Source organism: Marinicella meishanensis (assembly GCF_019931145.1).
Lineage (GTDB): Bacteria > Pseudomonadota > Gammaproteobacteria > Xanthomonadales > Marinicellaceae > Marinicella > Marinicella meishanensis.
Map to the genome: position 1 here is coordinate 158,171 of NZ_JAIOUV010000009.1, position 22,581 is coordinate 180,751.

24 protein-coding genes are annotated in these 22,581 nt (G+C 53.9%); 18 read left to right on the forward strand and 6 right to left on the reverse strand.

The window, feature by feature from the left end; all coding sequences use genetic code 11:
* Nucleotides 1–9 precede the first annotated feature (9 nt).
* From ccmB to K7G70_RS15300, 10 genes are all read left to right on the forward strand, one after another.
* Nucleotides 10–672 (forward strand): heme exporter protein CcmB, encoded by a 663-nt coding sequence (gene ccmB, locus K7G70_RS15255; RefSeq protein WP_223789512.1) that lies wholly within the window; start codon nucleotides 10–12, stop codon nucleotides 670–672.
* A gap of 9 nt (nucleotides 673–681) precedes the next feature.
* Nucleotides 682–1,458 carry a heme ABC transporter permease CcmC gene (ccmC, locus tag K7G70_RS15260; RefSeq protein WP_223789513.1) on the forward strand — a complete coding sequence of 259 codons (777 nt, stop codon included), beginning with the start codon at nucleotides 682–684 and terminating at the stop codon, nucleotides 1,456–1,458.
* Nucleotides 1,455–1,661, forward strand: coding sequence for a heme exporter protein CcmD (gene ccmD, locus K7G70_RS15265; protein WP_223789514.1), 207 nt, complete (start codon nucleotides 1,455–1,457; stop codon nucleotides 1,659–1,661). Before ccmC ends, ccmD begins: the two co-directional genes overlap by 4 nt.
* Entirely contained in the window at nucleotides 1,658–2,104 is a 447-nt protein-coding gene (gene ccmE / locus K7G70_RS15270; RefSeq protein ID WP_223789515.1) for a cytochrome c maturation protein CcmE, read from the forward strand. The genes ccmD and ccmE overlap by 4 nt, the downstream gene beginning before the upstream one ends.
* 2 nt (nucleotides 2,105–2,106) lie before the next feature.
* Nucleotides 2,107–4,050: a heme lyase CcmF/NrfE family subunit gene (locus K7G70_RS15275; RefSeq protein WP_223789516.1), complete on the forward strand. Its 1,944-nt coding sequence runs from the start codon at nucleotides 2,107–2,109 to the stop codon at nucleotides 4,048–4,050.
* Nucleotides 4,047–4,577, forward strand: coding sequence for a DsbE family thiol:disulfide interchange protein (locus K7G70_RS15280; RefSeq protein WP_223789517.1), 531 nt, complete (start codon nucleotides 4,047–4,049; stop codon nucleotides 4,575–4,577). Before K7G70_RS15275 ends, K7G70_RS15280 begins: the two co-directional genes overlap by 4 nt.
* Nucleotides 4,574–5,014, forward strand: a complete 441-nt coding sequence (locus tag K7G70_RS15285; protein WP_223789518.1) for a cytochrome c-type biogenesis protein — start codon at nucleotides 4,574–4,576, stop codon at nucleotides 5,012–5,014. The genes K7G70_RS15280 and K7G70_RS15285 overlap by 4 nt, the downstream gene beginning before the upstream one ends.
* A complete protein-coding gene (locus tag K7G70_RS15290) occupies nucleotides 5,007–6,125 on the forward strand; it encodes a tetratricopeptide repeat protein (protein WP_223789519.1) in 1,119 nt (372 codons plus the stop codon). The genes K7G70_RS15285 and K7G70_RS15290 overlap by 8 nt, the downstream gene beginning before the upstream one ends.
* Before the next feature lie 24 nt (nucleotides 6,126–6,149).
* Complete coding sequence (locus tag K7G70_RS15295) at nucleotides 6,150–7,106, forward strand: isopenicillin N synthase family dioxygenase (RefSeq protein WP_223789520.1); 957 nt, start codon at nucleotides 6,150–6,152, stop codon at nucleotides 7,104–7,106.
* Between the two features lie 205 nt (nucleotides 7,107–7,311).
* Nucleotides 7,312–7,674, forward strand: a complete 363-nt coding sequence (locus tag K7G70_RS15300) for a response regulator (protein ID WP_223789521.1) — start codon at nucleotides 7,312–7,314, stop codon at nucleotides 7,672–7,674.
* A 22-nt stretch (nucleotides 7,675–7,696) separates the two neighbouring features.
* On the opposite strand, the gene orn is transcribed toward K7G70_RS15300, so the two are convergent.
* Entirely contained in the window at nucleotides 7,697–8,278 is a 582-nt protein-coding gene (gene orn, locus K7G70_RS15305) for an oligoribonuclease (protein ID WP_223789522.1), read from the reverse strand.
* 108 nt (nucleotides 8,279–8,386) lie between these two features.
* Between orn and rsgA the strand changes: the two genes are divergently transcribed.
* Genes rsgA through K7G70_RS15330 form a run of 5 tightly spaced genes read left to right on the forward strand, consistent with a single transcriptional unit; the run spans nucleotide 8,387 to nucleotide 11,907 of the window.
* Entirely contained in the window at nucleotides 8,387–9,265 is an 879-nt protein-coding gene (rsgA, locus tag K7G70_RS15310; RefSeq protein WP_223789523.1) for a ribosome small subunit-dependent GTPase A, read from the forward strand.
* Nucleotides 9,266–9,307: 42 nt separating this feature from the next.
* Nucleotides 9,308–9,883: an NUDIX hydrolase gene (locus K7G70_RS15315; RefSeq protein WP_223789524.1), complete on the forward strand. Its 576-nt coding sequence runs from the start codon at nucleotides 9,308–9,310 to the stop codon at nucleotides 9,881–9,883.
* Nucleotides 9,880–10,743, forward strand: a complete 864-nt coding sequence (locus K7G70_RS15320) for an MBL fold metallo-hydrolase (RefSeq protein WP_223789525.1) — start codon at nucleotides 9,880–9,882, stop codon at nucleotides 10,741–10,743. The genes K7G70_RS15315 and K7G70_RS15320 overlap by 4 nt, the downstream gene beginning before the upstream one ends.
* Nucleotides 10,744–10,768: 25 nt before the next feature.
* On the forward strand, nucleotides 10,769–10,984 hold the full coding sequence (locus K7G70_RS15325; RefSeq protein WP_223789526.1) for an RNA-binding S4 domain-containing protein: 216 nt from the start codon (nucleotides 10,769–10,771) through the stop codon (nucleotides 10,982–10,984).
* A 14-nt stretch (nucleotides 10,985–10,998) separates the two neighbouring features.
* Nucleotides 10,999–11,907: a histone deacetylase family protein gene (locus K7G70_RS15330; RefSeq protein WP_223789527.1), complete on the forward strand. Its 909-nt coding sequence runs from the start codon at nucleotides 10,999–11,001 to the stop codon at nucleotides 11,905–11,907.
* 27 nt (nucleotides 11,908–11,934) lie between these two features.
* Here the strand turns inward: K7G70_RS15330 and K7G70_RS15335 are convergent, their stop codons facing one another.
* From K7G70_RS15335 to prpF, 4 genes are all read right to left on the reverse strand, one after another.
* Nucleotides 11,935–13,128: a zinc metalloprotease gene (locus tag K7G70_RS15335; protein ID WP_223789528.1), complete on the reverse strand. Its 1,194-nt coding sequence runs from the start codon at nucleotides 13,126–13,128 to the stop codon at nucleotides 11,935–11,937.
* A gap of 71 nt (nucleotides 13,129–13,199) precedes the next feature.
* Entirely contained in the window at nucleotides 13,200–13,973 is a 774-nt protein-coding gene (locus K7G70_RS15340; RefSeq protein ID WP_223789529.1) for a sulfite exporter TauE/SafE family protein, read from the reverse strand.
* Between the two features lie 33 nt (nucleotides 13,974–14,006).
* The gene (locus tag K7G70_RS15345; protein WP_223789530.1) at nucleotides 14,007–14,267 is read right to left on the reverse strand and encodes a hypothetical protein; all 261 of its coding nucleotides are present in this window, start codon (nucleotides 14,265–14,267) and stop codon (nucleotides 14,007–14,009) included.
* Nucleotides 14,268–14,270: 3 nt separating this feature from the next.
* The gene (gene prpF / locus K7G70_RS15350; RefSeq protein WP_223789531.1) at nucleotides 14,271–15,455 is read right to left on the reverse strand and encodes a 2-methylaconitate cis-trans isomerase PrpF; all 1,185 of its coding nucleotides are present in this window, start codon (nucleotides 15,453–15,455) and stop codon (nucleotides 14,271–14,273) included.
* 214 nt (nucleotides 15,456–15,669) lie between these two features.
* Here prpF and K7G70_RS15355 point away from each other — a divergent pair, with 214 nt between their 5' ends.
* Both K7G70_RS15355 and K7G70_RS15360 read left to right on the forward strand, forming a co-directional pair.
* Nucleotides 15,670–16,812, forward strand: coding sequence for a helix-turn-helix domain-containing protein (locus K7G70_RS15355; RefSeq protein ID WP_223789532.1), 1,143 nt, complete (start codon nucleotides 15,670–15,672; stop codon nucleotides 16,810–16,812).
* A gap of 128 nt (nucleotides 16,813–16,940) precedes the next feature.
* Complete coding sequence (locus K7G70_RS15360; protein WP_223789533.1) at nucleotides 16,941–17,636, forward strand: CPBP family intramembrane glutamic endopeptidase; 696 nt, start codon at nucleotides 16,941–16,943, stop codon at nucleotides 17,634–17,636.
* Between the two features lie 72 nt (nucleotides 17,637–17,708).
* Here K7G70_RS15360 and acnD read toward each other — a convergent pair whose 3' ends face one another.
* Nucleotides 17,709–20,297, reverse strand: a complete 2,589-nt coding sequence (gene acnD / locus K7G70_RS15365) for a Fe/S-dependent 2-methylisocitrate dehydratase AcnD (RefSeq protein ID WP_223789534.1) — start codon at nucleotides 20,295–20,297, stop codon at nucleotides 17,709–17,711.
* Between the two features lie 174 nt (nucleotides 20,298–20,471).
* Between acnD and K7G70_RS15370 the strand changes: the two genes are divergently transcribed.
* Complete coding sequence (locus K7G70_RS15370) at nucleotides 20,472–22,556, forward strand: choice-of-anchor Q domain-containing protein (RefSeq protein WP_223789535.1); 2,085 nt, start codon at nucleotides 20,472–20,474, stop codon at nucleotides 22,554–22,556.
* Nucleotides 22,557–22,581 lie beyond the last annotated feature (25 nt).

The following is a 22,581-nucleotide window of genomic DNA, read 5'->3' on the forward strand; positions in this document are numbered from 1 at the left end:
GAGGAGATGATGCAGTTTTGGTCTTTGATGAAACGGGATGTGTTGGTGGCTTGGCGCAAGAAATCCAATTTGTATCAGCCCTTGGTGTTTCAGTTGTTGATCGTCACCATGTTCCCGCTGGGCCTGGGAGCCGGCGCCCAAACCCTGTCCAAAATCGCCCCTGCGGTGGTCTGGATTTTGGCCTTGCTCAGCACCCTGATCACCTTGGAAAATATTTTCAAGGACGATTACGAAGACGGCAGTCTGGATGTGTATGTGCTGTCTGGCATGAGTTTGTCGCTGGCGGCTTTGAGCAAAGCCACGGCCCATTGGATCACCACTGGCATTCCGGTGGTCCTGTTCGCCCCGGTGATCGGCATGTTGCTGCATTTACCGGGCCATGCTTATGGCATTTTGATGTTGTCTTTGTTGTTGGCAACCCCCATATTCTCCTTGTTGGGAACCGTGGGATCGGCGCTGATCATGAACATCAAAAATGGTGGCATGTTACTCAGCGTGTTGGTCATGCCGTTGTTGGCACCGGTGCTGATCTTTGGCGCGGGTGCGGTGTTGGAAACCACTTTGGGCAACACCGCCATGAATCATTTGCTGTTGTTGTTGGGTTGTACCGTTTTGAGTGTGACCTTGGCACCGTTGGCCGCCGCTGCGGCGGTGAGAATCAACCTGGAGTGATGGATTGATATGAACCGAATCATCAAGTTTTACCATGAATGTGGCTCACCTCCGAGCTTTTATCGCATCACCGGACATTGGCTGCGACCGATGTTTTGGTTGGCCTTGACCCTGTCCATTTATGGTTTGATCGATGGTTTGTTTTTGGCCCCAGAAGATTACCAACAAGGCGATTCATATCGAATTATTTTTGTCCATGTGCCAGCGGCCTGGATGAGCCTGTTCATTTACGCCATCATCGGCATCGCCGGCATCATGACTTTTGTGTGGCGCATGAAAGTGGCCGAAGCGGTGATGATGGCCAGTGTGCCCATCGGTGCTTTGTTCACCGCGGTGACTTTGTTGACCGGCATGTTGTGGGGCAAACCCATGTGGGGCACTTATTGGGACTGGGATGCCCGCATGACCTCTGAGTTGATATTGCTGTTTTTATACATCGGCGTGTTTGGCATTTATGCCGCCTATGATGAAGATCCGCGCAAAGCGGCCCGTCTGGCCTCCCTGGTTGCCATCATTGGGCTGGTCAATTTACCGATCATCCGCTACTCGGTCGAATGGTGGACCAGCATCCACCAAGGCTCCTCCATTTCTTTGATGGAAGGTTCCACCGGCATCCGCGACTGGGACATGCTCAGACCGCTGTTGGTGATGGCCCTGGCCACCAAGTTTTATTTCATTTATTCAATGCTCAGTCGGGCCCGCATTTACCTGTTGAGAACCGAAAAACAGAAACAATGGGTGCAAAAAGCGGTGCTGGGCGCCCAGCCATCAGGAGGTGCGTCATGATGGAACTGTTTGACATGGGCAAGTATGATTTCTTTGTTTGGACCTCGATTGCTGTGTTCATTGTGGCTTTGTTGCTGGATGCCTTGAACATCAAAGCCCAGCGCACCCAGTTGCACCGGGCCATCCGGTCTGCAGCCCTCAAAAAGCGTGCCCGCCAAGCCCAAGCTGACAACCCACCCACCCAACGGAGTGATGACTCATGACCCCCACCCGCAAAAAACGCTTGATCATGGTGTTGCTGGTGGCCCTGGGCGTGTCCCTGGCCACTGCCATCTTCCTCACCGCCTTCAAAGACAACATCATGTTTTTCAAGAGCCCCACCGAAGTGGCGGCCCAAGATTTCCCGGTCAACCGCAATTTCCGTCTGGGTGGCATGGTCAAGGACGGCAGCATGCAACGCATCCCTGACAGCCTCAAAGTGCAATTCATTGTCACCGATTTCGCCGCCGATGTGACCGTAGAATACGAAGGCATCCTGCCCGACCTGTTCCGTGAAGGCCAAGGCGTGGTCACCATTGGCCAAATGTCCGAAGACGACTTGTTCATCGCCGAAGAGGTGCTGGCCAAACACGATGAAAACTACATGCCGCCAGAAGTCGCAGACGCTTTGGAAGCCGCCAAACCCCAATCCAAGGAGTATGAATAACCATGTTGGCATCGGTCGGACAATTCCTGTTGATTCTGTCGTTGGTCACCTCTGCAGCCTTGATGCTGTTGCCGATGGTGGGCTATTTCAAAAACAACCAAGCGTTGATGCAAACCGGGCGGCCATTGTCTTACCTGCTGTTTGTGTTGGTGCTGACCACCTTCCTGATCTTGGTCAGCCTGTTCATGTTGCAGGACTTTTCGGTCACCTATGTGTGGCAAAATTCGTCCCTGGCCCTGCCCTTGCGCTACCGCATCACAGCCACCTGGGGGGCGCATGAAGGTTCGGTGTTGATGTGGGTGGCGGTGCAGGCCCTGTGGATTGCTGCCGTGTCCCGGTACAGCCGGTCATTGACCCTCAGTCAAATCTCCCGGGTGCTGTCGGTGTTGGGCATCATTGCCACCGGTTTTTTGGCTTTTGTGTTGTTCGCCTCCAACCCCTTTGAAATCACCAATCCGGCGCCATTGGATGGCCGTGATTTGAATCCCCTGTTGCAAGATTTTGGCATGATCATTCACCCGCCCTTGCTGTATTTTGGTTACGTCGGCTTGTCGGTGGCCTTTGCCCTGGCGGTGGCGGCTTTGATCGGCGGGCAAATCGATGAAAAATGGATTCGCTGGTCCCGCCGCTGGACCAACCTGGCCTGGGCCTTCTTGACCGTTGGCATCATCCTTGGCAGCTGGTGGGCTTATTACGAACTGGGCTGGGGCGGCTGGTGGTTCTGGGATCCGGTGGAAAACGCCTCCTTCTTGCCCTGGTTGGCCGGTACCGCTTTGATCCATGTGCAAGCAGTCAGTGAGCGCAAAAATGCCTTTCGGGGCTGGACTGTGATGTTGGCCATCATCGCCTTCAGCCTGTGTGTGCTGGGCACGTTTTTGGTGCGTTCTGGCAGCATCACTTCGGTGCATTCATTCGCGGCCGATCCCTTCAGGGGTCTGTTCATTTTGGTGCTGCTGGCGATATATACCGGTGGTGCCCTGACCTTGTATGCCCTGCGGGTCAATCAACTGCGATCACGCGATGCCATCAACTTGGAATCCAGAGAAACCCTGATGCTGGCCAACTCAGTGATATTCATCACCGCCACCTTCACCATCTTGTTGGGCACCCTGTTTCCAATGATCTTCGACTACTTCAACATGAAAATCTCAGTCGGTGAACCTTATTTCGGCCTGATGTTTTTCTTGTTGATGATTCCCATGGCGGTGCTGCTGCCACTGGGCGCCCAACTCAAATGGCACCGCGACCAGATGCACACGGCGATCAAAGCCCTGCTGCCCCATTTCCTCGTGGCCAGCGTTCTGACCATCGCCTGTTATGTGGGTTTTGGCGGTCTGAACCTGCGGGCCACCGCCGGGGTGTTTGGTGGGTTTTGGATCGCTTCTGCCACCTTGTGGCAGCTCAAACAAACACCGGGCCAGCTCAATGCCGGCTTGGTTGGCATGACCACCGCACACATGGGGGTGGCGGTGTTCTTGTTCGCCATGTCCATGACCGAACACAAAGACATTGAAAAAGACGTGTTACTGAAGCCTGGTCAAACCACCCAAGTGGCGGGTTATGATTTCCTGTTCAATGGCGTTCAACGGGTCGCCATCGAAAATTACCAGGCCCAACAAGGCACCATTGTGGTCAGCAAAAATGGCGAGGAAATCGTGACCCTGCACCCGCAAAAACGCTTTTACCCAAAACAACAAATGCCCATGACCGAAGCCGACATCCGGGCCGGTGTGCTGAAAGACATCTACGTGTCTTTGGGCGAACAAATCAATGACCAAGGGGCCTGGTCAGTCCGGATCTACCTCAAACCCTTCATCCGTTGGATGTGGTTTGGCGGGCTGATGATGATGGCCGGCGCTGTCATCGCCCTGTTCAGCCGCCGCAGTCGCCGCATGGAACGGCAACAAGCGGATCAAGTGATGCAAGACCGGTTGGGGCTGACATGAAGAAAGTGTTGTTGGCATTGATTCCTTTGGGGGTATTCATTGGTTTGATTGTGCTGTTGACCATCAACATGGAGACCCACACCGAAGTGCTGCCTTCGCCGTTGATTGGCAAACCGGTGCCGGCCTTTGAACACCCGACTTTGTACAGCAATCAGCGCCTGACCCAAGACGATTTCAAAGGCCAACCGTATTTGTTGAACGTGTTTGGCAGCTGGTGTCCCAGTTGTCAGGTGGAGCACCCATTGGTCGAGGCTTTGGCCGAATCTGGTCGCATCAAAGTGGTGGGTTTGAACTGGAAGGACGAACCGGCCGATGCCCATGCCTGGCTGCAAAAATGGGGCAATCCTTACCATGAAATTCTGGTGGATTACCATGGTGACACCGCCATCAACCTCGGCGTGTACGGTGCCCCCGAAACCTTTCTGATCGATGCCGATGGCATCATCGTGTATAAACTCGCAGGGGTCTTGACCGATGAGATCATCCGTGAAGACCTCCTGCCCATGATCGACCAAATCAGCTTATGAACCGATTCCTTACCTTGTGTTGTTTGTTGTTGGCTGCCCCCTTGGCGGCCATCGAAGTCTATGAATTTGACACCCCGGAACAAGAAGCCTTGTACCAAAAAATAACCAAGGAACTGCGCTGTGTGATGTGCCAAAATCAAAACCTGGCGGACTCACCTGCCGGCCTGGCCACCGATTTGAAAAAACAGATTGCTGAATTTGTGCGCGCTGGTCAAGACGAAGCCACCATCAAGCAATACATGATTGACCGCTATGGTGATTTCATTAATTACAATCCGCCACTGAATGCCAGAACGGTGTTTCTTTGGTTTTCACCACTGGTGGTGTTCTTGATCGGCGGCCTGGTGTTGTATGTCAACATCAAGAAATCACGACGCTCCGAGGATTCCAATGGGGAATCCAATGTGGCATCCAATGAGGAACCCAGTCATGAATGAATGGCTCATCTACTTGGGCTTGTCCCTGTTTGCTTTGGCTTTGTTTCATTTTTGGTACCGCCGCCAAGGTCGGGCGGCTGAACAACGGTGGCTGACCCAACAATTGGCCACGGCCGATGAGTCCCAGCAAGCCGCCCTGGTGCAAGCCCTGAATCAGCTCAAACAACAACCCAAGCAGGGAGTCATCACCCTTTGGGTGGGCTTGTTGATCATTCCGGCCAGTTTTTTGATTGATTACATCTGGTTCCAAGACATCCCCCTGGAACAACGGGTCAGCGCCAGTCAAGCCAGCAACCAAGCACCCGACTTGGCCACCGCGATCAAACAGTTGGAAGCCAAACTGGCGGCCAACCCTGATGACCTGGAGGGCCAGTTGTTGTACGCCAGGGCCATGAGCTCAACCCGGCAGTTCGAAGCCGCCGTGGCGGCCTACCAAAAAGCCAACCAACTGGACCCCAACAATGCATTCATTTTGGTTGATCTGGCTGAAGCCATCGCTTTTCGCAACAACACCGGCAGTTTTTTGGGTGAACCTGAGCCCTATTTGGCCCAAGCCTTGGCCCTGAATCCCAGGCACCAGAAAGGCATGTGGTTGCAAGGCATTGTGCATTTTGAAAAACGTGAATACCCCCAGGCCGAAAGCCTGTGGACCGAATTGTTGCCCCTGGTCCAAAGCCCCAATGTGCAGGCCACCATCACCCAACAAATCAACCAAGCCCGGGCCGCCCAGAATCTGCCACCCATCGCCGAGGCCACCCCGCAACCGATCATTGCCAGCAGCTATTTTGTGGTGATTGATGCCGCAGACTCGGTCAAAGGCATGACCTTCAATGAACCCGCCCGCTTGTTTGTCTATGCCCGGGCGGTGGATGGCCCGCCCATGCCGGTGGCTGCAGTGCCCATTGAAGCCCCGTTTTCTTGGCCTGTTTCGGTGACCATCGGTGACCAACACAGCCTCAACGGCAATCGCAAGCTCAGTGACTTCAGCGAACTGGTCTTCACCGCCAAACTGAGCCAAACCGGCAGCGCCACACCCAGTGATGATGACATCAACAGTGAGGCCAGAACCGTGCCTGCCGGCACCCCCAGCATTCAATTGACACTGCAATAAACCCAATCAACAGGAAACCACACCATGGCAACAGCGCAAGAACCCGCCCCACGCAAAGTCCCCGAATTGAACCTGCGGGATTACCTGATCGGCACCGAACTGGAACAACAACGCTTTGTGGATGAATTTTATGGCGGCTTGGTCGACTATGGTTTCATCGTCCTCAACCCCCATGAATTTGATTTTCAGCTGGTGGATGATTGTTACCAGATTTTTAAGTCTTTCTTTAAATTGCCGCTGGCCACCAAACAACAATACAACATCCATGACGGTGGCAAACGTGGCTATGTGCCCCGACTGCAGGAGCATGCCAAAGACAGCAGCAACCCCGACTTGAAAGAATTTTGGCACGTCGGTCGCGAGGTGCCACCAGGACATCACTTGGCGCAAGAGTACCCGAAGAACCTGTGGCCGGCCGAAATTCCTGAATTTCAGCAAAAAACCTATGCCTTGTATGAGCAGTTGGACCGCACGGCCCTGACCATGTTTCGCTCTTTGGCCACGGCCTTGGACGTGCCCAAAGATTACTTTGAAAAAATGACCCTGGACGGCAACTCCATCCTGCGGGCCATTCATTACCCACCGATGACTGAGTTTGAACTGCCCGGTTCGGTGCGGGCTGCGGCGCATGAAGACATCAACCTGATCACTTTGTTGGTCGGCGCCACCGACAGCGGGCTGGAATTGTTGGACCGCGATGGCCAATGGCTGGCGGTGGAAAGCACCCCAGGGCAGATTGTGGTCGATTCCGGCGACATGCTCTCGCGCATTGCCAATGAGGTCATCCCAGCCACCACCCACCGCGTGGTCAATCCCAGCGACGACACCTCTGACCGCTACTCCATGCCCTTCTTCTGCCACCCGCATCCCGATGCCGTGCTCAGTTGCATCCCTTCATGCCTGAGTGACGGGGCCAAATACCCCAACATCACCGCCAGGGACTTTTTGAACCAACGGCTGCGTGAAATTGGCCTGAGTTGAGCTGGCTAGGCAGCCAATCGTCGGGTGGTTTGTGGCTGAATGTATAAATCATCACCGGTGATTGGCTGACAATTTTTGCTGCTGATTGGGCGGTTAGGATTCAATCAGCGTTTTCAGTGGTTTATGGCCACACAATTATCACATTTTTTTGCAATTACCCGGATAATTCATTATGATGATCCTAGGTTAAAAACAAAGACACATTATGGCAAGAATACTGATCATTGATGATTCACCTTCACAATTGTATGGCATGCAGAAGATTGTGGAAAAACTGGGTCATGAAACCATTTTGACTGAAGATGGTAAGGAGGGGATACAAATCGCACGTGAGCAATTACCTGATTTGATCTTGATGGATGTGGTGATGCCAGACTTGAATGGATTCCAAGCCACCCGTAAAATCAGTAAGGATGAGCGCACAGCGCACATCCCCATCATCATTGTCACCACCAAGAAATTAGAAACTGATCGGGTGTGGGGACTGCGTCAAGGCGCCAAAGAATATCTGGTCAAGCCAGTGACGGAAAAAGCTTTGAAAGACGTGCTGAGCAACCACTTGCCCTGAAACCCTGACCCATCAATGAATTTTATAGACCACCGGTGAAACCCGGTGGTTTTTTTTGCCCACCCACTTCACCCAAATACTGACGGTAGTATTGCAACTCCTTGATCGATTCTCGGATGTCAGCCAAGGCCAGGTGTTCTCCTGATTTGGAAAAACCATTCAACAGCTGCGGATTCCAGCGGCGAATCAACTCCTTGATGGAACTGACATCAATTTGTCGGTAGTGAAAGTAGTTTTCCAATTGTGGCATCCATTTGGCCAGAAACCGGCGGTCTTGACAAATGCTGTTGCCACACATCGGCGACGCATGGATGTCGACATGCTCTTGTAAAAACTCAATGGTCAACTGTTCGGCTTCGCGGGCCGAGACATCGGATTCAATCACCCGGTCCCACAATCCCGAAATGCTGTGGTGCTCGGTGTTCCAATCATCCATGGCTTGCAACACTTTTTCCTCTTGGTGGATGGCGATGCAGGGCCCTTCGGCGATGGTCTCCAATTCCTGATTGGTGACTATCGTGGCGATTTCGATGATGCGGTCCTTGAACGGGTCCAGCCCAGTCATTTCCAAATCAATCCAGATTAAATTGGTCTTCTTGCTCATCTTGATTTCCTGCTGTTCCGTGTGTGGGGCGACTGTTCAGAGCTGATATTTTACCGCATGAGCCATCGCTTTGTTGGAATAATCAGGCAATTCAGTTACCATGTCGCCATGTCAGACAGTTACCGCGTCACCGCCACCCAGAAGACCACAGCCAGCTTGATCAAGCTGGAGGACCACTCGACTGTCAGTGCCTTTTTTCCCCGCAAGTTCAAACCCATCTGTGGTGATCGGGTGACCATTGAACAGGCCAAAGGCGAACACAAAATCAAGTCCATCGACAAACGATGCAACAGCTTTTGTCGGGCCGATAACCGCGGTCGCAAACAACACATCGCCGCCAATGTCGATCAAATCATGATTGTGATGGCGGTCAAACCCGCCCCCACCCGCGACATCTTAAACCGCTATCTGGTCACCGCTGAATTGGAAGGTATTGAGCCCATCTTGGTGTTCAATAAATCGGACATGGATGACCAGGTGTTCATTAACTTGATCAATCAATATGAACAATTGGGCTATCAAGTATTCAAGACCTCCAAAAAAGAGGCTGCATCGATCACCGCGATCAAGCCCTTGTTGGCTGACAAAACCACCGTGATTGTGGGCCAATCCGGCGTTGGCAAATCCTCCATCACCCGGGTGATGATGCCAACGGTGGAACTGAAAACCGGTAAGCTTTCGGCCAAAACCGGTAAAGGGGCCCACACCACCAGCGTCACCCAAATGTATCACTATGAACCATTGAATGCCTTCATCATCGATTCCCCAGGCGTCTGGGAATATGGCTTGTGGTTGATGACGCCGCATGAAATTGCGCATGGCTTCAGGGAATTCCAAACACTGCTGGGTCAATGCAAATTCAGCAATTGCACCCACATCCATGAACCCCAATGTGCCATCATGGCCGCAGTCAAAGCCGGCCGCATCCGCGACAGCCGTTATCAGTCTTATTTGCGCATCGTCGATTCGATGAAATATTGGGGCTGAAGGGACACCAACAATTCACCGCCAGTGGGTTAAAATAGCCCCATGAGTATTCAATTCTGTAACCAATGCGGTCACGAAGTGGTGCACCGGATTCCAGAGGGGGACGACAAACCACGGGCCATCTGTACCCAGTGTTTTCACATTCAGTACGAAAACCCCAAAATCGTCAATGCCTGCATCATTGAACACCAGGGCAAAATCCTGTTGGGCAAGCGCACCATCCAACCCCGAGCCGGGTTTTGGAACGTACCAGCTGGTTTCATGGAAAACGGTGAAGCCACCCGTTCAGGGGCCATTCGTGAAGTCAAAGAAGAGCTGCTGGCCGACTTGAAAAACGTCACCTTATTCGGCGTCTACAACATCATTCAACGCAACCAAGTGCATGTCTATTTTCGCGGGGAATTGGCCCACGATCATTTCGGCCCTGGCGCCGAAACTTCGGATGTGCGCCTGTTTACCCCAGCCGACATTCCCTGGGACGAATTGGCTTTTCCGGTCGGCATCACCGCCTTGCAGCGCTACGTCAAAGAAATGAAAACCGGTGATTTTTCCATCAAGGAAGAAGACATCATCATCGATTATGACCTCTTGAAACAAATCAACCAGGACATGCAGTGATTCAGGTTGCCAGTTTTTTTGACCCCAACACCAACACCTTCAGTTATGTGGTGACAGACCCCCAAACCCGGCATTGTGCGGTGATTGATCCGGTGTTGGATTTCGATGTGGCCTCTGGCCAAGTCAGCACCGAAAGTGCCGATCAGTTGGTGGCATACATCCGGGATCAGGCCTTACACACCGAATGGTTGTTGGAAACCCACATCCATGCCGACCACCTCACCGCCACCCATTACCTGCAAAGCCAACTGGGTGGGCAGACCGCCATTGGCAGCGGCTTCACCGCCGTGCCACCCCACTGGGTGCCCTTGTTTGACACCGGTGCCGACACCCCGATTGATGGTTCACAGTTTGACCATTTGTTGGCTGATGGCACCACCATCAAGGTGGGAGAACAGACCCTGCAAGTGATGCACACCCCCGGTCACACCCCTGCGTGCAGCAGTTACCTGATCGGTGATTGTGTGTTTGTGGGTGACACCTTGTTTCACCCCCAATTGGGCACCGCTCGGGTTGACTTCCCCGGTGGCAGTGCCAGCGATTTGTATCAATCCATCCAACGCTTGTACCAACTGCCCGATGACACCCGGGTTTACCTGTGTCATGACTACCCCGAAACCCGTGATCCCACTTGTTGTGTCACCATCGGCCAACAAAAGCTACACAATGTGATGGTCAATGCCCAAACGCCGTTTGACGAGTTCAAGGCCAAGCGTGAAGCCCGCGATCAACAATTGACAGTGCCCGAACTGATCTTGCCAGCGATTCAATGCAACATGCGTTTGGGATCGTTGGGCACCCCGCATGACAATGGCGTGCAATACGTGCGCATTCCCATCAATCAAGTGTCAAAAATTTAACCCAACCACCTCAGGAACCAACACCATGCCAACCATTCACATCAACAGAGAACCCGTCGAGCTGTATAAAATTTTGAAATTTGAAGGGCTGGTGGGCACCGGCGGCGAAGCCAAAGTGGTGATCGACCAAGGCATGGTCAAAGTCAATGGTGAACCGGAACTGCAACGGCGCAAAAAAATTCGACATGGCGATGTCATCGAGTTCATGGAATGTGCGTACCAAATTGTTTATGAGCCCTGACCCAGCCCACTGACATGTCCATCCCCCTGGTCTATTCACCGTTCTACTCCTACCCATTCCCGGCCACCCACCGCTTTCCGATGGACAAATTCAAACAGCTGCATCGCTGTTTGACAGCAGCGGGACTGCTGCAAGCGCACAACGTGTTTCGACCCGGTCGGGTCAAACCAGCGGTGCTGGAGCTGGCGCACCACCGTGACTACATCCAGCGTTTTCAACACAACCAATTGAGTCAACAAGAGTTGCGCAAAATGGGCTTGCCCTGGAGCGAACCCTTGGTCAAACGTTCCATGATTTCACCCAACGGCACCCTGATGACCGGCGCCATTGCTTTGCGCCATGGTGTGGCCTGTCACTTGGCCGGCGGCACCCACCATGCCTACCACGATCACGGTCGTGGCTATTGTGTGTTCAATGATTTGGCGGTGGCTGCCAAAGCCCTGATCGCACAGGGCAAAGCCAACAAAATCCTGATCTTTGACTGCGATGTGCACCAGGGTGATGGCACCGCCTCAATCTTGGCCGATGACCCACAGGTTTTCACCTGTTCAATTCATTGTGAAAAAAACTTTCCCCACCACAAACAAACCAGTGATCTGGATGTCGGTTTACCCAAAGGCATGGACGATGAAGAATATCTGGCCGTGGTCCACGAAACCTTGCTCGAAGCCTTGCGATTGAGCCAACCGGATTTGGTGTTTTATGATGCCGGGGTGGATGTTTACGCCGAAGACGGTCTGGGGTATTTGAACATTTCCACCGCAGGCATCGCCGCGCGTGAACGCTTGGTGTTGCACACCATTCAACAACACAACCTGCCGGTGGCCACCGTCATTGGCGGCGGTTACGACCGCGACCAAAAAGCCTTGGCCCAAAGGCATGCTTTGGTGTTCCATGCCGCCGCTGAGGTGTTCAGCAACTGAACGGCCACCTCAGGACATCAGGGGGCATCACAGTGGTGCCGGGTTGTGACAGCTGATCACCGGCAAATCGGGCCGATCAGAATCCAGGATGCCAGCAAAGTTGATGGCCGCCCAATCATCGTGGTCGGATAAGGTGGTCAGCACCCCACCACAACTGCTGTTGCCACCATCGCTGTTGATGTCAACGCTGACCGGCGCACCATCTATCACCGCATTGTCATTCCAGTCAATCGCTTGGCTGTTACAGATGCCATCGGCCTCGATCAGTTGGTTTTCATTCAACGGCGCATTCAATCCCCGCGAGTAGTCCAACACCCCATCACCAGCCCCATCACAATCATCATCGGCACCGGGAAACTGAAATTGGTAATTCATCACCGAGTTGTAATTGGGTTTGTAGTTACATGAGGTGTTGCCGCCGTGGCGGTATGACAGGTTGTGGCCCAATTCATGCAAGATGGTGTGTGACACATTGCGATCGGAGCCAAAACAATACAATGACACGATCAAATCATCACCATTCAATTCGGCTTGGCCAGAACTGCCACTGTTGGTGTTGTAGCGATGGGGCAATATGGTGTAATGAAAGTAACCGTCGCGGTTGCTGGGGAAATGACTGGCTTTGTGGGCCAGGAATTCAGCCCCACTGACGCCGCCGGTCAAGACCCCATCGGCATCGTTGATCAAATTACCTTGATCGAACACCCCACCTTGGCCGTAATCCTGAATGATCACAATGCCGGTGCTGCCATCGGGGTTGCTGTTCGGCGCATTCAGGAAAGCCAAAGCCACCAGATTCATGGCGTTTTCTCGCGGTCGGTGTGAATGGGCAGCACAGGTACCCGCATCGAGGTTGTCATCGAACCAATCGTATTCGATGAGGATGTTTTGCACCAAGGGGTTCACCCCCATGGCCGGCAAATCCAAACCACCGGCGGTGCCCAAAACCTCGTCCCCGTCACTCAGGGCATCACCATCGGTGTCCGGATCGTTGGGATCGGTACCGGTGTCGGTGGGACTGACGTAGATCAGGGTGTTGGTTTCATGACAATTCAACAAGCCATCGTTGTCGTTGTCACCGGTGTCCTGACAAGCCAGCAAACTTTCAAAACCAGCACTGAAGATGAAGTCGCCCTCGAAACCATGGCGAAAAATCAGCTGAGCCACGGCACCACCCAACCACAGCAAACCAGCCAACAGCAGCAGAAATTTGTGATTCACCCTTCTCTCCGAGCGGACGCAAAACACCATCTTAACGCAGAACCACGCACCGTGCAGCTGGTATTCTGCAATCAGATCAGGCCACTGACCAGGCCCAAGGCCACCACCACCAACAGCAAGGACACAGCCACATGCACGGTTTTGATGGTGACTTTTTGCAGCACTTTCTTTCCGATGAAAGCACCGGCAAAAGCCGCCAATGAGGCACTGATCACCAGCACCCAATCGACTTGATCATGGTTGGCCACGAGGTCTTGACCATAGACCGTCAACCGCGCCACATCAACCATCACCGCCACCATCACCCCGGTGGCGACAAACTGTTCTTTGCTCAAGCCGGCTTTCAACAAGAACATGCTGCGAAAGGCACCTTGGTGGCCGGACAAACCACCAAAAAAGCCACTGATGGTGCCGCCCAATGGCAAGAATTGGGGTCCCAGCTTGATGTGCGCAAAAGTCTTTGAAAATTCCAGCAACACAAACACCAGGATCAAACCGCCAACGATGACGTTGAGCCAGGTGGTCTGCCCTTGGTAGCCCCACATTTCATAGCTCAATGGTTGGCTGCTTTGGGCCAACCAGCCCAACACCCAGGCGCCAACAAAGGCCGCCAACACCGCCGCCACGCCAAAACGCAGCAACACCGACCACACCGCATGTTTACCCAGCAAAGCCACTTTAAACAGGTTGTTGGCCAAATGCACCAAAGCGGTCATGCCGATCGCCACTTCCAAGGGAAAAAACAAAGCCACCACCGGCATCAACAAAGTGCCCAGGCCGAAGCCTGAAAACAGGGTCAGTAAGGAAGCCAGCAAGGCCACAGCACAAACAATGATCAACTCCATGAACTCACCTCATGTTGCCGCTGGTGGTATGTTTCAAGCCAGATGGGTTTGATAAAACCACCAAAGGATGGGTCCCCAGATCAACCAACCCACCAGCATTTTTTTGAAAAAACCGTCTTCAGAGCCGGCCACATGGGTGACCAAGCCAATTTCATCTTCATCCTCATGGGGTTTGAAGTGCCGATAGACCCTCACCACCAGCCAACCGGTGAGGAATGGCAAAACCCCCAGTCCTAAAAAGATGCCCAAGATGGCTTGGGCTTCCCAGGGCAAACTGAGGAACCGATTGATCATGGCTTAAGCGGTCAACACTTCGCTCAGTACATATACCTCACCCTTCATCAGCACCCGCGCACTGCGGCTCATGCTGACTTTTTGGGCTTGCCATTGGCCATTGACGGTACCGACTTCAGCACCCACTTTCAAGGTGCCCGAAGGGTGACCAAAGCGCACCGAATCACGCGGTCCACCGCCGGCCGCCAGATTGACCAAAGTGCCGGGAATGGCCGATGCCGTGGCGATCGCCACCGCCGCCGTGCCCATCATGGCGTGGTGCAACAAACCCATGGACAAGGCCCTGACATTCAAATCGATACCACTGGCGGCAATGGCTTTGCCGCTGGAAGCGGTGTAATCATGCGGTGGTGCCACAAAGGCCACTTTGGGGGTGTGCTGGCGGCCAGCGGCATCAGCCACCGAGTCAATCAAACCCATGCGCACCGCACCATGGGCCCGTATGGTTTCAAACATCGCCAACACCTTGTCATCACCGTTGATGTCGCCTTGCAACTCAGTGCCATTGAATCCGATGTCAGCGGCATTCAAGAAAATTGTGGGAATGCCCGCTGCAATCATGGTGGCTTTCAAGGTGCCGATGCCCGGCACCTCCAAATCATCCACCAAATTGCCGGTCGGAAACATGGCGGCATCGCCCACCGGATCGATGAAATCTATTCGCACTTCTGCCGCCGGAAAGGTCACCCCATCCAACTCAAAATCACCGGTTTCCTGCACCTGACCATCGGTCATCGGTACATGGGCAACGATGGTTTTCTCAATGTTGGCCTGCCAAATTTGAATTTCTGCCACGCCATTGATCGGCAGCTTGTCGGCATCGACCAAGCCACTGCGGATGGCGAAAGCCCCCACCGCGGCGGTCAAGTTGCCACAATTGCCACTCCAGTCGACAAAGGGGCGATCAATCGCCACTTGGCCGAATAAATAGTCCACATCATGCCCTGGCTGATCACTCTTGGACAGGATCACGGTTTTGCTGGTGCTGGAAGTCGCCCCACCCATGCCATCGGTTTGCTTGCCATAGGGATCAGGACTGCCGATCACCCTGAGCAACAACTGATCGCGAACCGGCCCGGGCACCTGTGCCGCCGCTGGCAAATCATCGCGCTTAAAAAACACCCCTTTGGAGGTACCACCCCGCATGTAGGTGGCCGGAATTTGAATCTGTGGCTGAAATAAAGACATGGAATCTGCTGGCCTGTTACTGGCTATGAAGAACAATTATTTTACTGCCAAAGCCAAACGGACTCAAACACTGATTGTGCTCAGCTGGGCAAACTATACACACCCCCGTTGACAGCCGCCCTGCCACAGCTGTCGATCATTTTGTTGCTGGCGTTTGTGGCCAGGTCATGGTTTACTGTGCAGTTGATGGATGATCAGAGGACGACCGCTTGACATGATTACGCTCACTTTTAATGGCCACAGCCTGACCATTGCGGTGGCTTTTGTGATTGCGATGACTTTTGCCTTGTTGTTGATGTTGAAGCGCAGCGCCACCAAACAAGCCAATCGCTACCTGGCTGGTCTGCTGCTGGTGATCGCATGGTGGAATGCATCGGTCCTTATTTGGGAATTCAACCTGTTCCAATATGGCGCGGGCATTGTCTGGATTCCGATGACATTCACCCTGGCCCTGGGGCCTTGTTATTATTTTTATGTCCAGGGCACAGCGGCTACCGACCACCTGGCTAAGCGTCGCGTTTGGCCGCACTTCATACCGGTCATGGTTGAAGTGATGCTGTTTTTGGCGGCGGTTTTTCAAGGCCTGCCAAAAGGCCAGGCTTTTTTTCAAACTGAACTCCACTTGTTGACCCAACCGGTGGTGACATTTGTTGCCATTGCCGCTTTTCTGGTCTACAGCATTTTGGCCAACAAAAGCATTCGGCGCTACCACCATTGGGTCAAACAGAATTACAGCCATTTTCACAAGTACAACCTCAATTGGCTCAATCGCTTGAGTCTGGTGTTGTTGGTGGTCTTGAGCTTTTGGACGGTGTATTTTTTGCTGGCTGTGATTGGGTTCGCAGGGCTGTCGTCAATGGTGGGTCATGACCCATTTCACGTGCTGTTGTCAGTGGTTTCCATTTGGCTGAGTGTTGAAGCTTTTTTGCAGCCAGACATCATCTACCCGGAGCAAGTCAGGTCGTCCGCTGCAGCCCGCCCCCATGACGAGCCACCCAGTGAGGCAATCAAAGACCAGGCTGCTTGGTTGCAACAACAGATCAAAACCAACAAATTGTATCTCGACCCAGAACTGTCATTGAGGTCGCTGGCTGCCACCTTGGACTTACACCCCAATCACGTCTCCAAAGTGATCAATGAAGGCCTGGGACAATCCTTCTCAGACTGCATCAATCAATGGCGCGTGGCTGAAGTCATCAAGCAACTGCACAGTGAAGCATCCAGAGACCACACCTTGCTCTCGATGGCTTTTGAATCAGGCTTTAATTCCAAAACCACGTTCAATCGCGTGTTCAAAAGTCATGTGGGTGTCACGCCCACCCAATTCAAAAAAAACCTGGAAGCAAGCAAAAAATGAGTACCAAAGCATAATTTGGCACGCATTGTCTGCTGTTTCCGCTTTTAATGGCAGCCTTGTTTCACAACTGCTTATGGTGGGTGCATGGATTTTGGCACACAACAAGCTGCCTTGAGGGGGTCCGTTCGATGTTAGGTTTGCTGGTCATTTTATTGATTTCCTGGCTGTTGCTGCATGTGGCATCAGCCAACAACTTGGGGGTTTTGGGTTTGTGGCCGACACCCAACAAGCTTTGGCAGTTTGTGCTGGGTTGGTTGCTGTTGGTGGTATTGACCGGGCTGTCGGTACTCAGCGACACCTGGTTTTTCCAAATTGATTGGGCCCTCGCACAACGGGATCCCCATTTGCTGGCACAGGGTTTTGGGTACTTCCTGAAGTCAGCCCTCACCGAAGATTTGATGTTCAGAGGGGCCCTGCTGTTCCTGCTTATTCAGTGGTGGGGACCCAGCAAAGCCATGTTGATTTCTGCCGTAGCCTTTGGCATCTATCATTGGTTTTCATACGGGTTATTGACCGAGGAAATCAAAGTCATTCCATTGTTGTATGTGTTCTTGTTAACGGGCTTGATGGGTTGGGCATGGGCCTACGCTTTTCATCAAACCCGGACCATGATGATGCCACTGGGCATGCATGTGGGCTCCAACTTCACGCTGTCACTGTTTTTTCACAACCAGCCCTACGGTGAATTGTTGTTTCATCAAGTGGCCCGCACCGAACCCAATGAATGGCTAACCTTGGGCTATTTATTGGCCAAGGCCGTGCTGATTCCCTGGCTGGTGTTCATCATTGTTCGGCACTTTTACCAACAAGCAGAAGCGACATGATCCCGCATGCCGGACTCACTTAAGGGTGCCAGCCGAAGGCTTCAATGACCCTTTTCTGGGATGGTCTATGCTTCAGGAATTGGCCAAAAAATCCTGGGCAAAGCGCTGCAGCACACCGCCGGCTTCATAGATCGATACCTCCTCGGCGGTGTCGAGTCTGGATTTCACCGGAATGCGGACCTGGTCACCATTGCGGCGGGTCATCACCACCGTCATGGCTGAACCGGGGCTGATCTCGCCTTCGACATCATAGGTTTCGCTGCCATCGATGGCATAGGTTTGGCGCGTGTCACCGCCGGTGAATTCCAGGGGCAACACGCCCATGCCGATCAGGTTGGTGCGGTGGATGCGCTCAAAGCCTTCGGCCACGATCACTTCAACCCCGGCCAGGCGCACGCCTTTGGCGGCCCAGTCGCGGGATGAACCTTGGCCATAATCGGCCCCGGCAATGATGATCAGCGGTTGTTGGCGCTCCATATAGGTTTCAATGGTCTCCCACATGCGCATCACCTCACCTTCAGGTTCGAGGCGGGCCAATGAGCCTTGCTTGATGTCGCCGTGCTCATCACGCACCATTTCATTCAACAACTTGGGGTTGGCAAAGGTGGCGCGTTGCGCGGTCAAATGATCACCGCGGTGGGTGGCATAGGAATTGAAGTCTGCTTCGGGCAAACCCATTTTGGCCAGGTAGGCACCGGCGGCGCTGGACGCTTGAATCGCATTGGACGGCGACAAATGGTCAGTGGTGATGTTATCCCCCAACACCGCCAGCGGGCGCATGCCCCGCATGGTGCGTTCACCGGCCAGGGCACCTTCCCAATAAGGCGGGCGGCGGATGTAGGTCGATTTTTCATCCCAGTCATACAATGGCGGGGTGTGCTTGGCAATGATGTCCTGGATGTTGAACATGGGCTCATACACTTGAGTGAAATGCTCGGGTTTGACGCTGTCGGCAATCACTTGGTTGATTTCTTCATCGCTGGGCCAAATGTCCTTCAAGCGAATTTCGTTGCCGTCCGGATCCAGGCCCAACACGTCTTTCTCAATGTCGAACCGGATCGATCCGGCAATGGCATAGGCCACCACCAGCGGCGGTGAGGCCAAAAAGGCTTCACTGGCATAGGGATGAATGCGGCCATCGAAATTGCGGTTGCCTGACAACACCGCCGTGGCATACAGCTTGCGGTCGATGATTTCTTGTTTGATTTCAGGCTGCAAAGCCCCTGACATGCCGTTGCATGAGGTGCAGGCATAGGCCACCACACCAAAACCGAGGTCTTCCAGTTCAGGCAACAATGCGGCTTCTTTCAAATAAAGGGTCACCGCTTTGGAACCCGGAGCCAAGGAGGTTTTGACCCAGGGTTTGCGGGTCAGGCCCAAGCGGTTGGCATTGCGCGCCAGCAAGCCGGCGGCAATCATGTTGCGTGGGTTGGAGGTGTTGGTGCAACTGGTGATGGCGGCGATGATGCAAGCCCCATCAGGCATCAGACCATCGTGGCTGTGGTAATCACCGGTGATGCCTTTGGCCGCCAGTTCTTTGACCGACACCCGGGCATGCGGGTTGGATGGGCCGGCGATGTTGCGCTCCACGGATGACATGTCAAAAGTCAGCACCCGCTCATATTCGGCGCCGGTCATTTGATCGGCCCACAAACCGGTGTGCTTGGCATACAGCTCCACCAGTTTGACTTGTTCCTCATCACGGCCGGTCAGGCGCAGGTAATCAATGGTTTGTTGGTCGATGTAAAACATCGCCGCGGTGGCCCCAAATTCCGGGGTCATGTTGGATATGGTGGCACGCTCGCCCAAAGTCATGGCATCGGCGCCGGTGCCATAGAATTCCAGGTAGCTGGAGACCACTTTTTCGTTGCGCAAAAACTCGGTCAAGGCCAACACGATGTCGGTGCTGGTGATGCCAGGACCGGCTTGACCGGTCAACTCCACGCCGATGATGTCTGGCAAGCGCATGTAAGAGGCCCGACCCAACATCACGCTCTCGGCTTCCAAGCCGCCCACACCGACGGAAATCACGCCCAAAGCATCGACCATGGGGGTGTGGCTGTCGGTGCCCACCAAGGTGTCTGGGAAGGCCACGCCGTCTTGTTTTTGCACCACCGGTGACATGCGCTCCAGATTGATCTGGTGCATGATGCCATTGCCTGGGGGCACCACATTGACGTTTTTAAAAGCGGTTTTGCACCAATTGATGAAGCGAAAGCGGTCGGCATTGCGGCGGTCCTCAATGGCCCGGTTCTTTTCAAAAGCGTCTTTCTCAAAACCCGCGTGCTCCACCGCCAATGAATGGTCCACAATCAATTGGGTCGGCACCACCGGATTGATTTGGGCTGGGTCACCGCCTTTGTCCGCAATGGCATCGCGCAAACCGGCCAAATCCACAAATGCCGTTTGACCCAAAATGTCGTGACACACCACCCGCGCCGGAAACCAAGGAAAATCCAGGTCCCGTTTTCGCTCAATGATTTGTCGCAAAGAGGCGGTCAATTGTTCAGGCGGACACCGCCGGACCAAATTTTCGGCCAACACTTTGGCGGTGAATGGCAAGGCTTCATAGGCGCCGGCACGGATCGCATTGACGGCACCTTGGGTGTCAAAATAATCCAGATTGGTGCCTGGCAAGGGTTGGCGGTGTAGTTTATTCATGGGTGTTTTGGTCCAGCAAACAGGAGCCAGGCATTTTACCAATTTTCACCCACAACTTCAGCCCCAACCGCCGACAGAAGGGCATGATTTTGAAATTAACAATGAATTCATGGTGACATCAGGATTGCTGGATTGACCCGGCTTATGCTGTTTGTTTTTGACGAGGGAATCATCATGAAGCGGGTAAACCAATGCGGCGTCATCGCTTGTTGTTTGGGGCTGTTGGTCCTAAGCTGGGCCCAAGCCGCCACCATCACCATCAACACCGCCGACCTGACGGTGCAGTCAGACAGCGACGGCTTGTGTAATTTGAAAGAGGCCATCGAGGCTGCCAACAGCAACCTGCCTTCTGGGGCGGTGAGCGGCGAATGCATGGCCGGTGAAGCCCACCCAATCATTGATGTGATTGAATTTGATGTGGCCATGTTGCCGGCGGTGATCCCCACCTTCGAAACGTTCACCATCACCGAGTCGGTGCATGTGGCAGGACCTGCCAAGGAGCTGTTGACCATCACCGGCATCGCCCTGAACCGGGCCTTTCATGTGATGAACCTGGCCGCCGATGCCAGTTTCACGTTTTCCGACCTGACGTTTGCTGATTTTGACATTCGTTTGCCCAACGATTATGGCGGTGCGGTCTGGGCCCAGCACTTCAACGGCGCCAGCCTGACCTTTGAACGGGTGCAATTCCTGCGCAATTTCGCCGAACGCGGTGGCGGTGCAGTGGGTCTGTTCGGTGGTTTTGACAACACCACCACCTTCCACCACTGCTTGTTTGATGGCAACGGCGTCAATGCCAACAACACCACTGGCGCCGGTGGCGGCGCGCTGTTCATCGGCGGCAACCAAACCGTGGTGATCGAAAACAGCACGTTTGCCAACAACACCGTGGTCAATCTGGCCGGTGGCAACCCCTTGGATGATGCAGCCGGTGGCGCCATCCTGGTGCGTGCCAATGGGACCGCTTTCGTATCCACCGTAACCATAGACCAAAGCACTTTCTCCGACAATTTGGCCCATGGCGTGGGTGGCGCGGTGGCCATGGGCGGCCCAGGCTACCCCAATGAGAGCTCCGAAGTGACCATCAAACACAGCACTTTTGTTGGCAACGAAGCGGACTTCAATGACGACCAAACCGGTGACTCGGGCGGGGGAGCCATTTACAACGGCTCCAGCAATGGGGTGAACCTGTTCAACTCATTGGTGGCCGGTAACATCGACCGGGCACAAAACCCGGCACCAGACTTGGATGGCGGTTACCTGAGTTTTGGTCACAACTTGATTGGCAACAACAGCAGTTCGGCCACCACTTTCCCAGCCGGACAACCCAACATCAACGATGACTTTGTCGGCGAACCACCGGTGCCCATCGTGCCACTGGTCAACCCCTTGGCCCATTATGGCGGCCCGACGCCAACCCGCCCGCCTTTGCTCAACAGCGTCGCGGTGGATCAAGGCAAATGCAACAACAAAACCGCAGACCAGCGCGGCCATCACGATGACAACACGTCTCTGCGAGCGATTGACCAGCCAAGCGTCACCGACTTTTTGACCACCTGTGACATCGGTGCGGTGGAACTGGATGCCACCAGCAACAACCCCATCCCGCTGCTCAACGACGATGCCTACACGTTGTTGGAAGGTGGATTGCTGGTGGTGCCGGCCGCCCAAGGCGTGTTGGCCAATGACAGCGATGACGGTGCCTTGGTGGTGATCTCAGCGGGGGCACTGGACTCCAGCGGCAGCCCAGTCCAAGGGGCGGTTGATTTGTGGGCCAATGGCGCTTTCAGCTTCAGCAGCGACGATGCCGATGCCTTTGGCACCACCGAATTCCCCTACACCGCATCGGACCAATTCAATGCCGCAGCAGCCACGGTTGAATTGACTGTGTTGCCGGTCAATGACGCGCCATTCTATGTGGCCAGCCAAAGCCATTTGGTGGTCCCAGTGGGTCAATTCCTGAGCTATCCACAGTGGGCCACTGACATCAGCCCAGGGCCGGCCAATGAAGCCAGTCAGGTCCTGGTTTTTGTGGTCGACATCAGCAGTGCCCCGAGCGGATTTTTTGCCGGCTTACCGGCCATTGATGCCAGCACCGGTACTTTAACTTTTGAGTTGGCCAGCGGGGCCACTGGGGAAGCTGTGATCAACGTCTCTTTGCGCGATGATGGTGGCACTGATGACGGCGGCATCGACACTTTCACCACCGGCTTGACCATCCACGCATCTGACCTGATCTTTGCCACCGACTTCGAATGAAGTCGGTGCTGGTGAACTGAGTGAC

Bases quoted from the DNA above. Each gene is read 5' to 3' on its own strand.
- orn (WP_223789522.1), bottom strand. From the start codon at position 8,278: ATGAGCAAGAAGACCAATTTAATCTGGATTGATTTGGAAATGACTGGG.
- ccmC (WP_223789513.1), top strand. From the start codon at position 682: ATGAACCGAATCATCAAGTTTTACCATGAATGTGGCTCACCTCCGAGC.
- K7G70_RS15275 (WP_223789516.1), top strand. From the start codon at position 2,107: ATGTTGGCATCGGTCGGACAATTCCTGTTGATTCTGTCGTTGGTCACC.
- ccmE (WP_223789515.1), top strand. From the start codon at position 1,658: ATGACCCCCACCCGCAAAAAACGCTTGATCATGGTGTTGCTGGTGGCC.
- prpF (WP_223789531.1), bottom strand. From the start codon at position 15,455: ATGTCTTTATTTCAGCCACAGATTCAAATTCCGGCCACCTACATGCGG.
- K7G70_RS15290 (WP_223789519.1), top strand. From the start codon at position 5,007: ATGAATGAATGGCTCATCTACTTGGGCTTGTCCCTGTTTGCTTTGGCT.
- rsgA (WP_223789523.1), top strand. From the start codon at position 8,387: ATGTCAGACAGTTACCGCGTCACCGCCACCCAGAAGACCACAGCCAGC.
- K7G70_RS15345 (WP_223789530.1), bottom strand. From the start codon at position 14,267: ATGATCAATCGGTTCCTCAGTTTGCCCTGGGAAGCCCAAGCCATCTTG.
- K7G70_RS15300 (WP_223789521.1), top strand. From the start codon at position 7,312: ATGGCAAGAATACTGATCATTGATGATTCACCTTCACAATTGTATGGC.
- K7G70_RS15355 (WP_223789532.1), top strand. From the start codon at position 15,670: ATGATTACGCTCACTTTTAATGGCCACAGCCTGACCATTGCGGTGGCT.
- K7G70_RS15360 (WP_223789533.1), top strand. From the start codon at position 16,941: ATGTTAGGTTTGCTGGTCATTTTATTGATTTCCTGGCTGTTGCTGCAT.
- K7G70_RS15315 (WP_223789524.1), top strand. From the start codon at position 9,308: ATGAGTATTCAATTCTGTAACCAATGCGGTCACGAAGTGGTGCACCGG.
- acnD (WP_223789534.1), bottom strand. From the start codon at position 20,297: ATGAATAAACTACACCGCCAACCCTTGCCAGGCACCAATCTGGATTAT.
- ccmB (WP_223789512.1), top strand. From the start codon at position 10: ATGCAGTTTTGGTCTTTGATGAAACGGGATGTGTTGGTGGCTTGGCGC.
- K7G70_RS15330 (WP_223789527.1), top strand. From the start codon at position 10,999: ATGTCCATCCCCCTGGTCTATTCACCGTTCTACTCCTACCCATTCCCG.
- K7G70_RS15285 (WP_223789518.1), top strand. From the start codon at position 4,574: ATGAACCGATTCCTTACCTTGTGTTGTTTGTTGTTGGCTGCCCCCTTG.
- K7G70_RS15325 (WP_223789526.1), top strand. From the start codon at position 10,769: ATGCCAACCATTCACATCAACAGAGAACCCGTCGAGCTGTATAAAATT.
- K7G70_RS15295 (WP_223789520.1), top strand. From the start codon at position 6,150: ATGGCAACAGCGCAAGAACCCGCCCCACGCAAAGTCCCCGAATTGAAC.
- ccmD (WP_223789514.1), top strand. From the start codon at position 1,455: ATGATGGAACTGTTTGACATGGGCAAGTATGATTTCTTTGTTTGGACC.
- K7G70_RS15370 (WP_223789535.1), top strand. From the start codon at position 20,472: ATGAAGCGGGTAAACCAATGCGGCGTCATCGCTTGTTGTTTGGGGCTG.
- K7G70_RS15280 (WP_223789517.1), top strand. From the start codon at position 4,047: ATGAAGAAAGTGTTGTTGGCATTGATTCCTTTGGGGGTATTCATTGGT.
- K7G70_RS15340 (WP_223789529.1), bottom strand. From the start codon at position 13,973: ATGGAGTTGATCATTGTTTGTGCTGTGGCCTTGCTGGCTTCCTTACTG.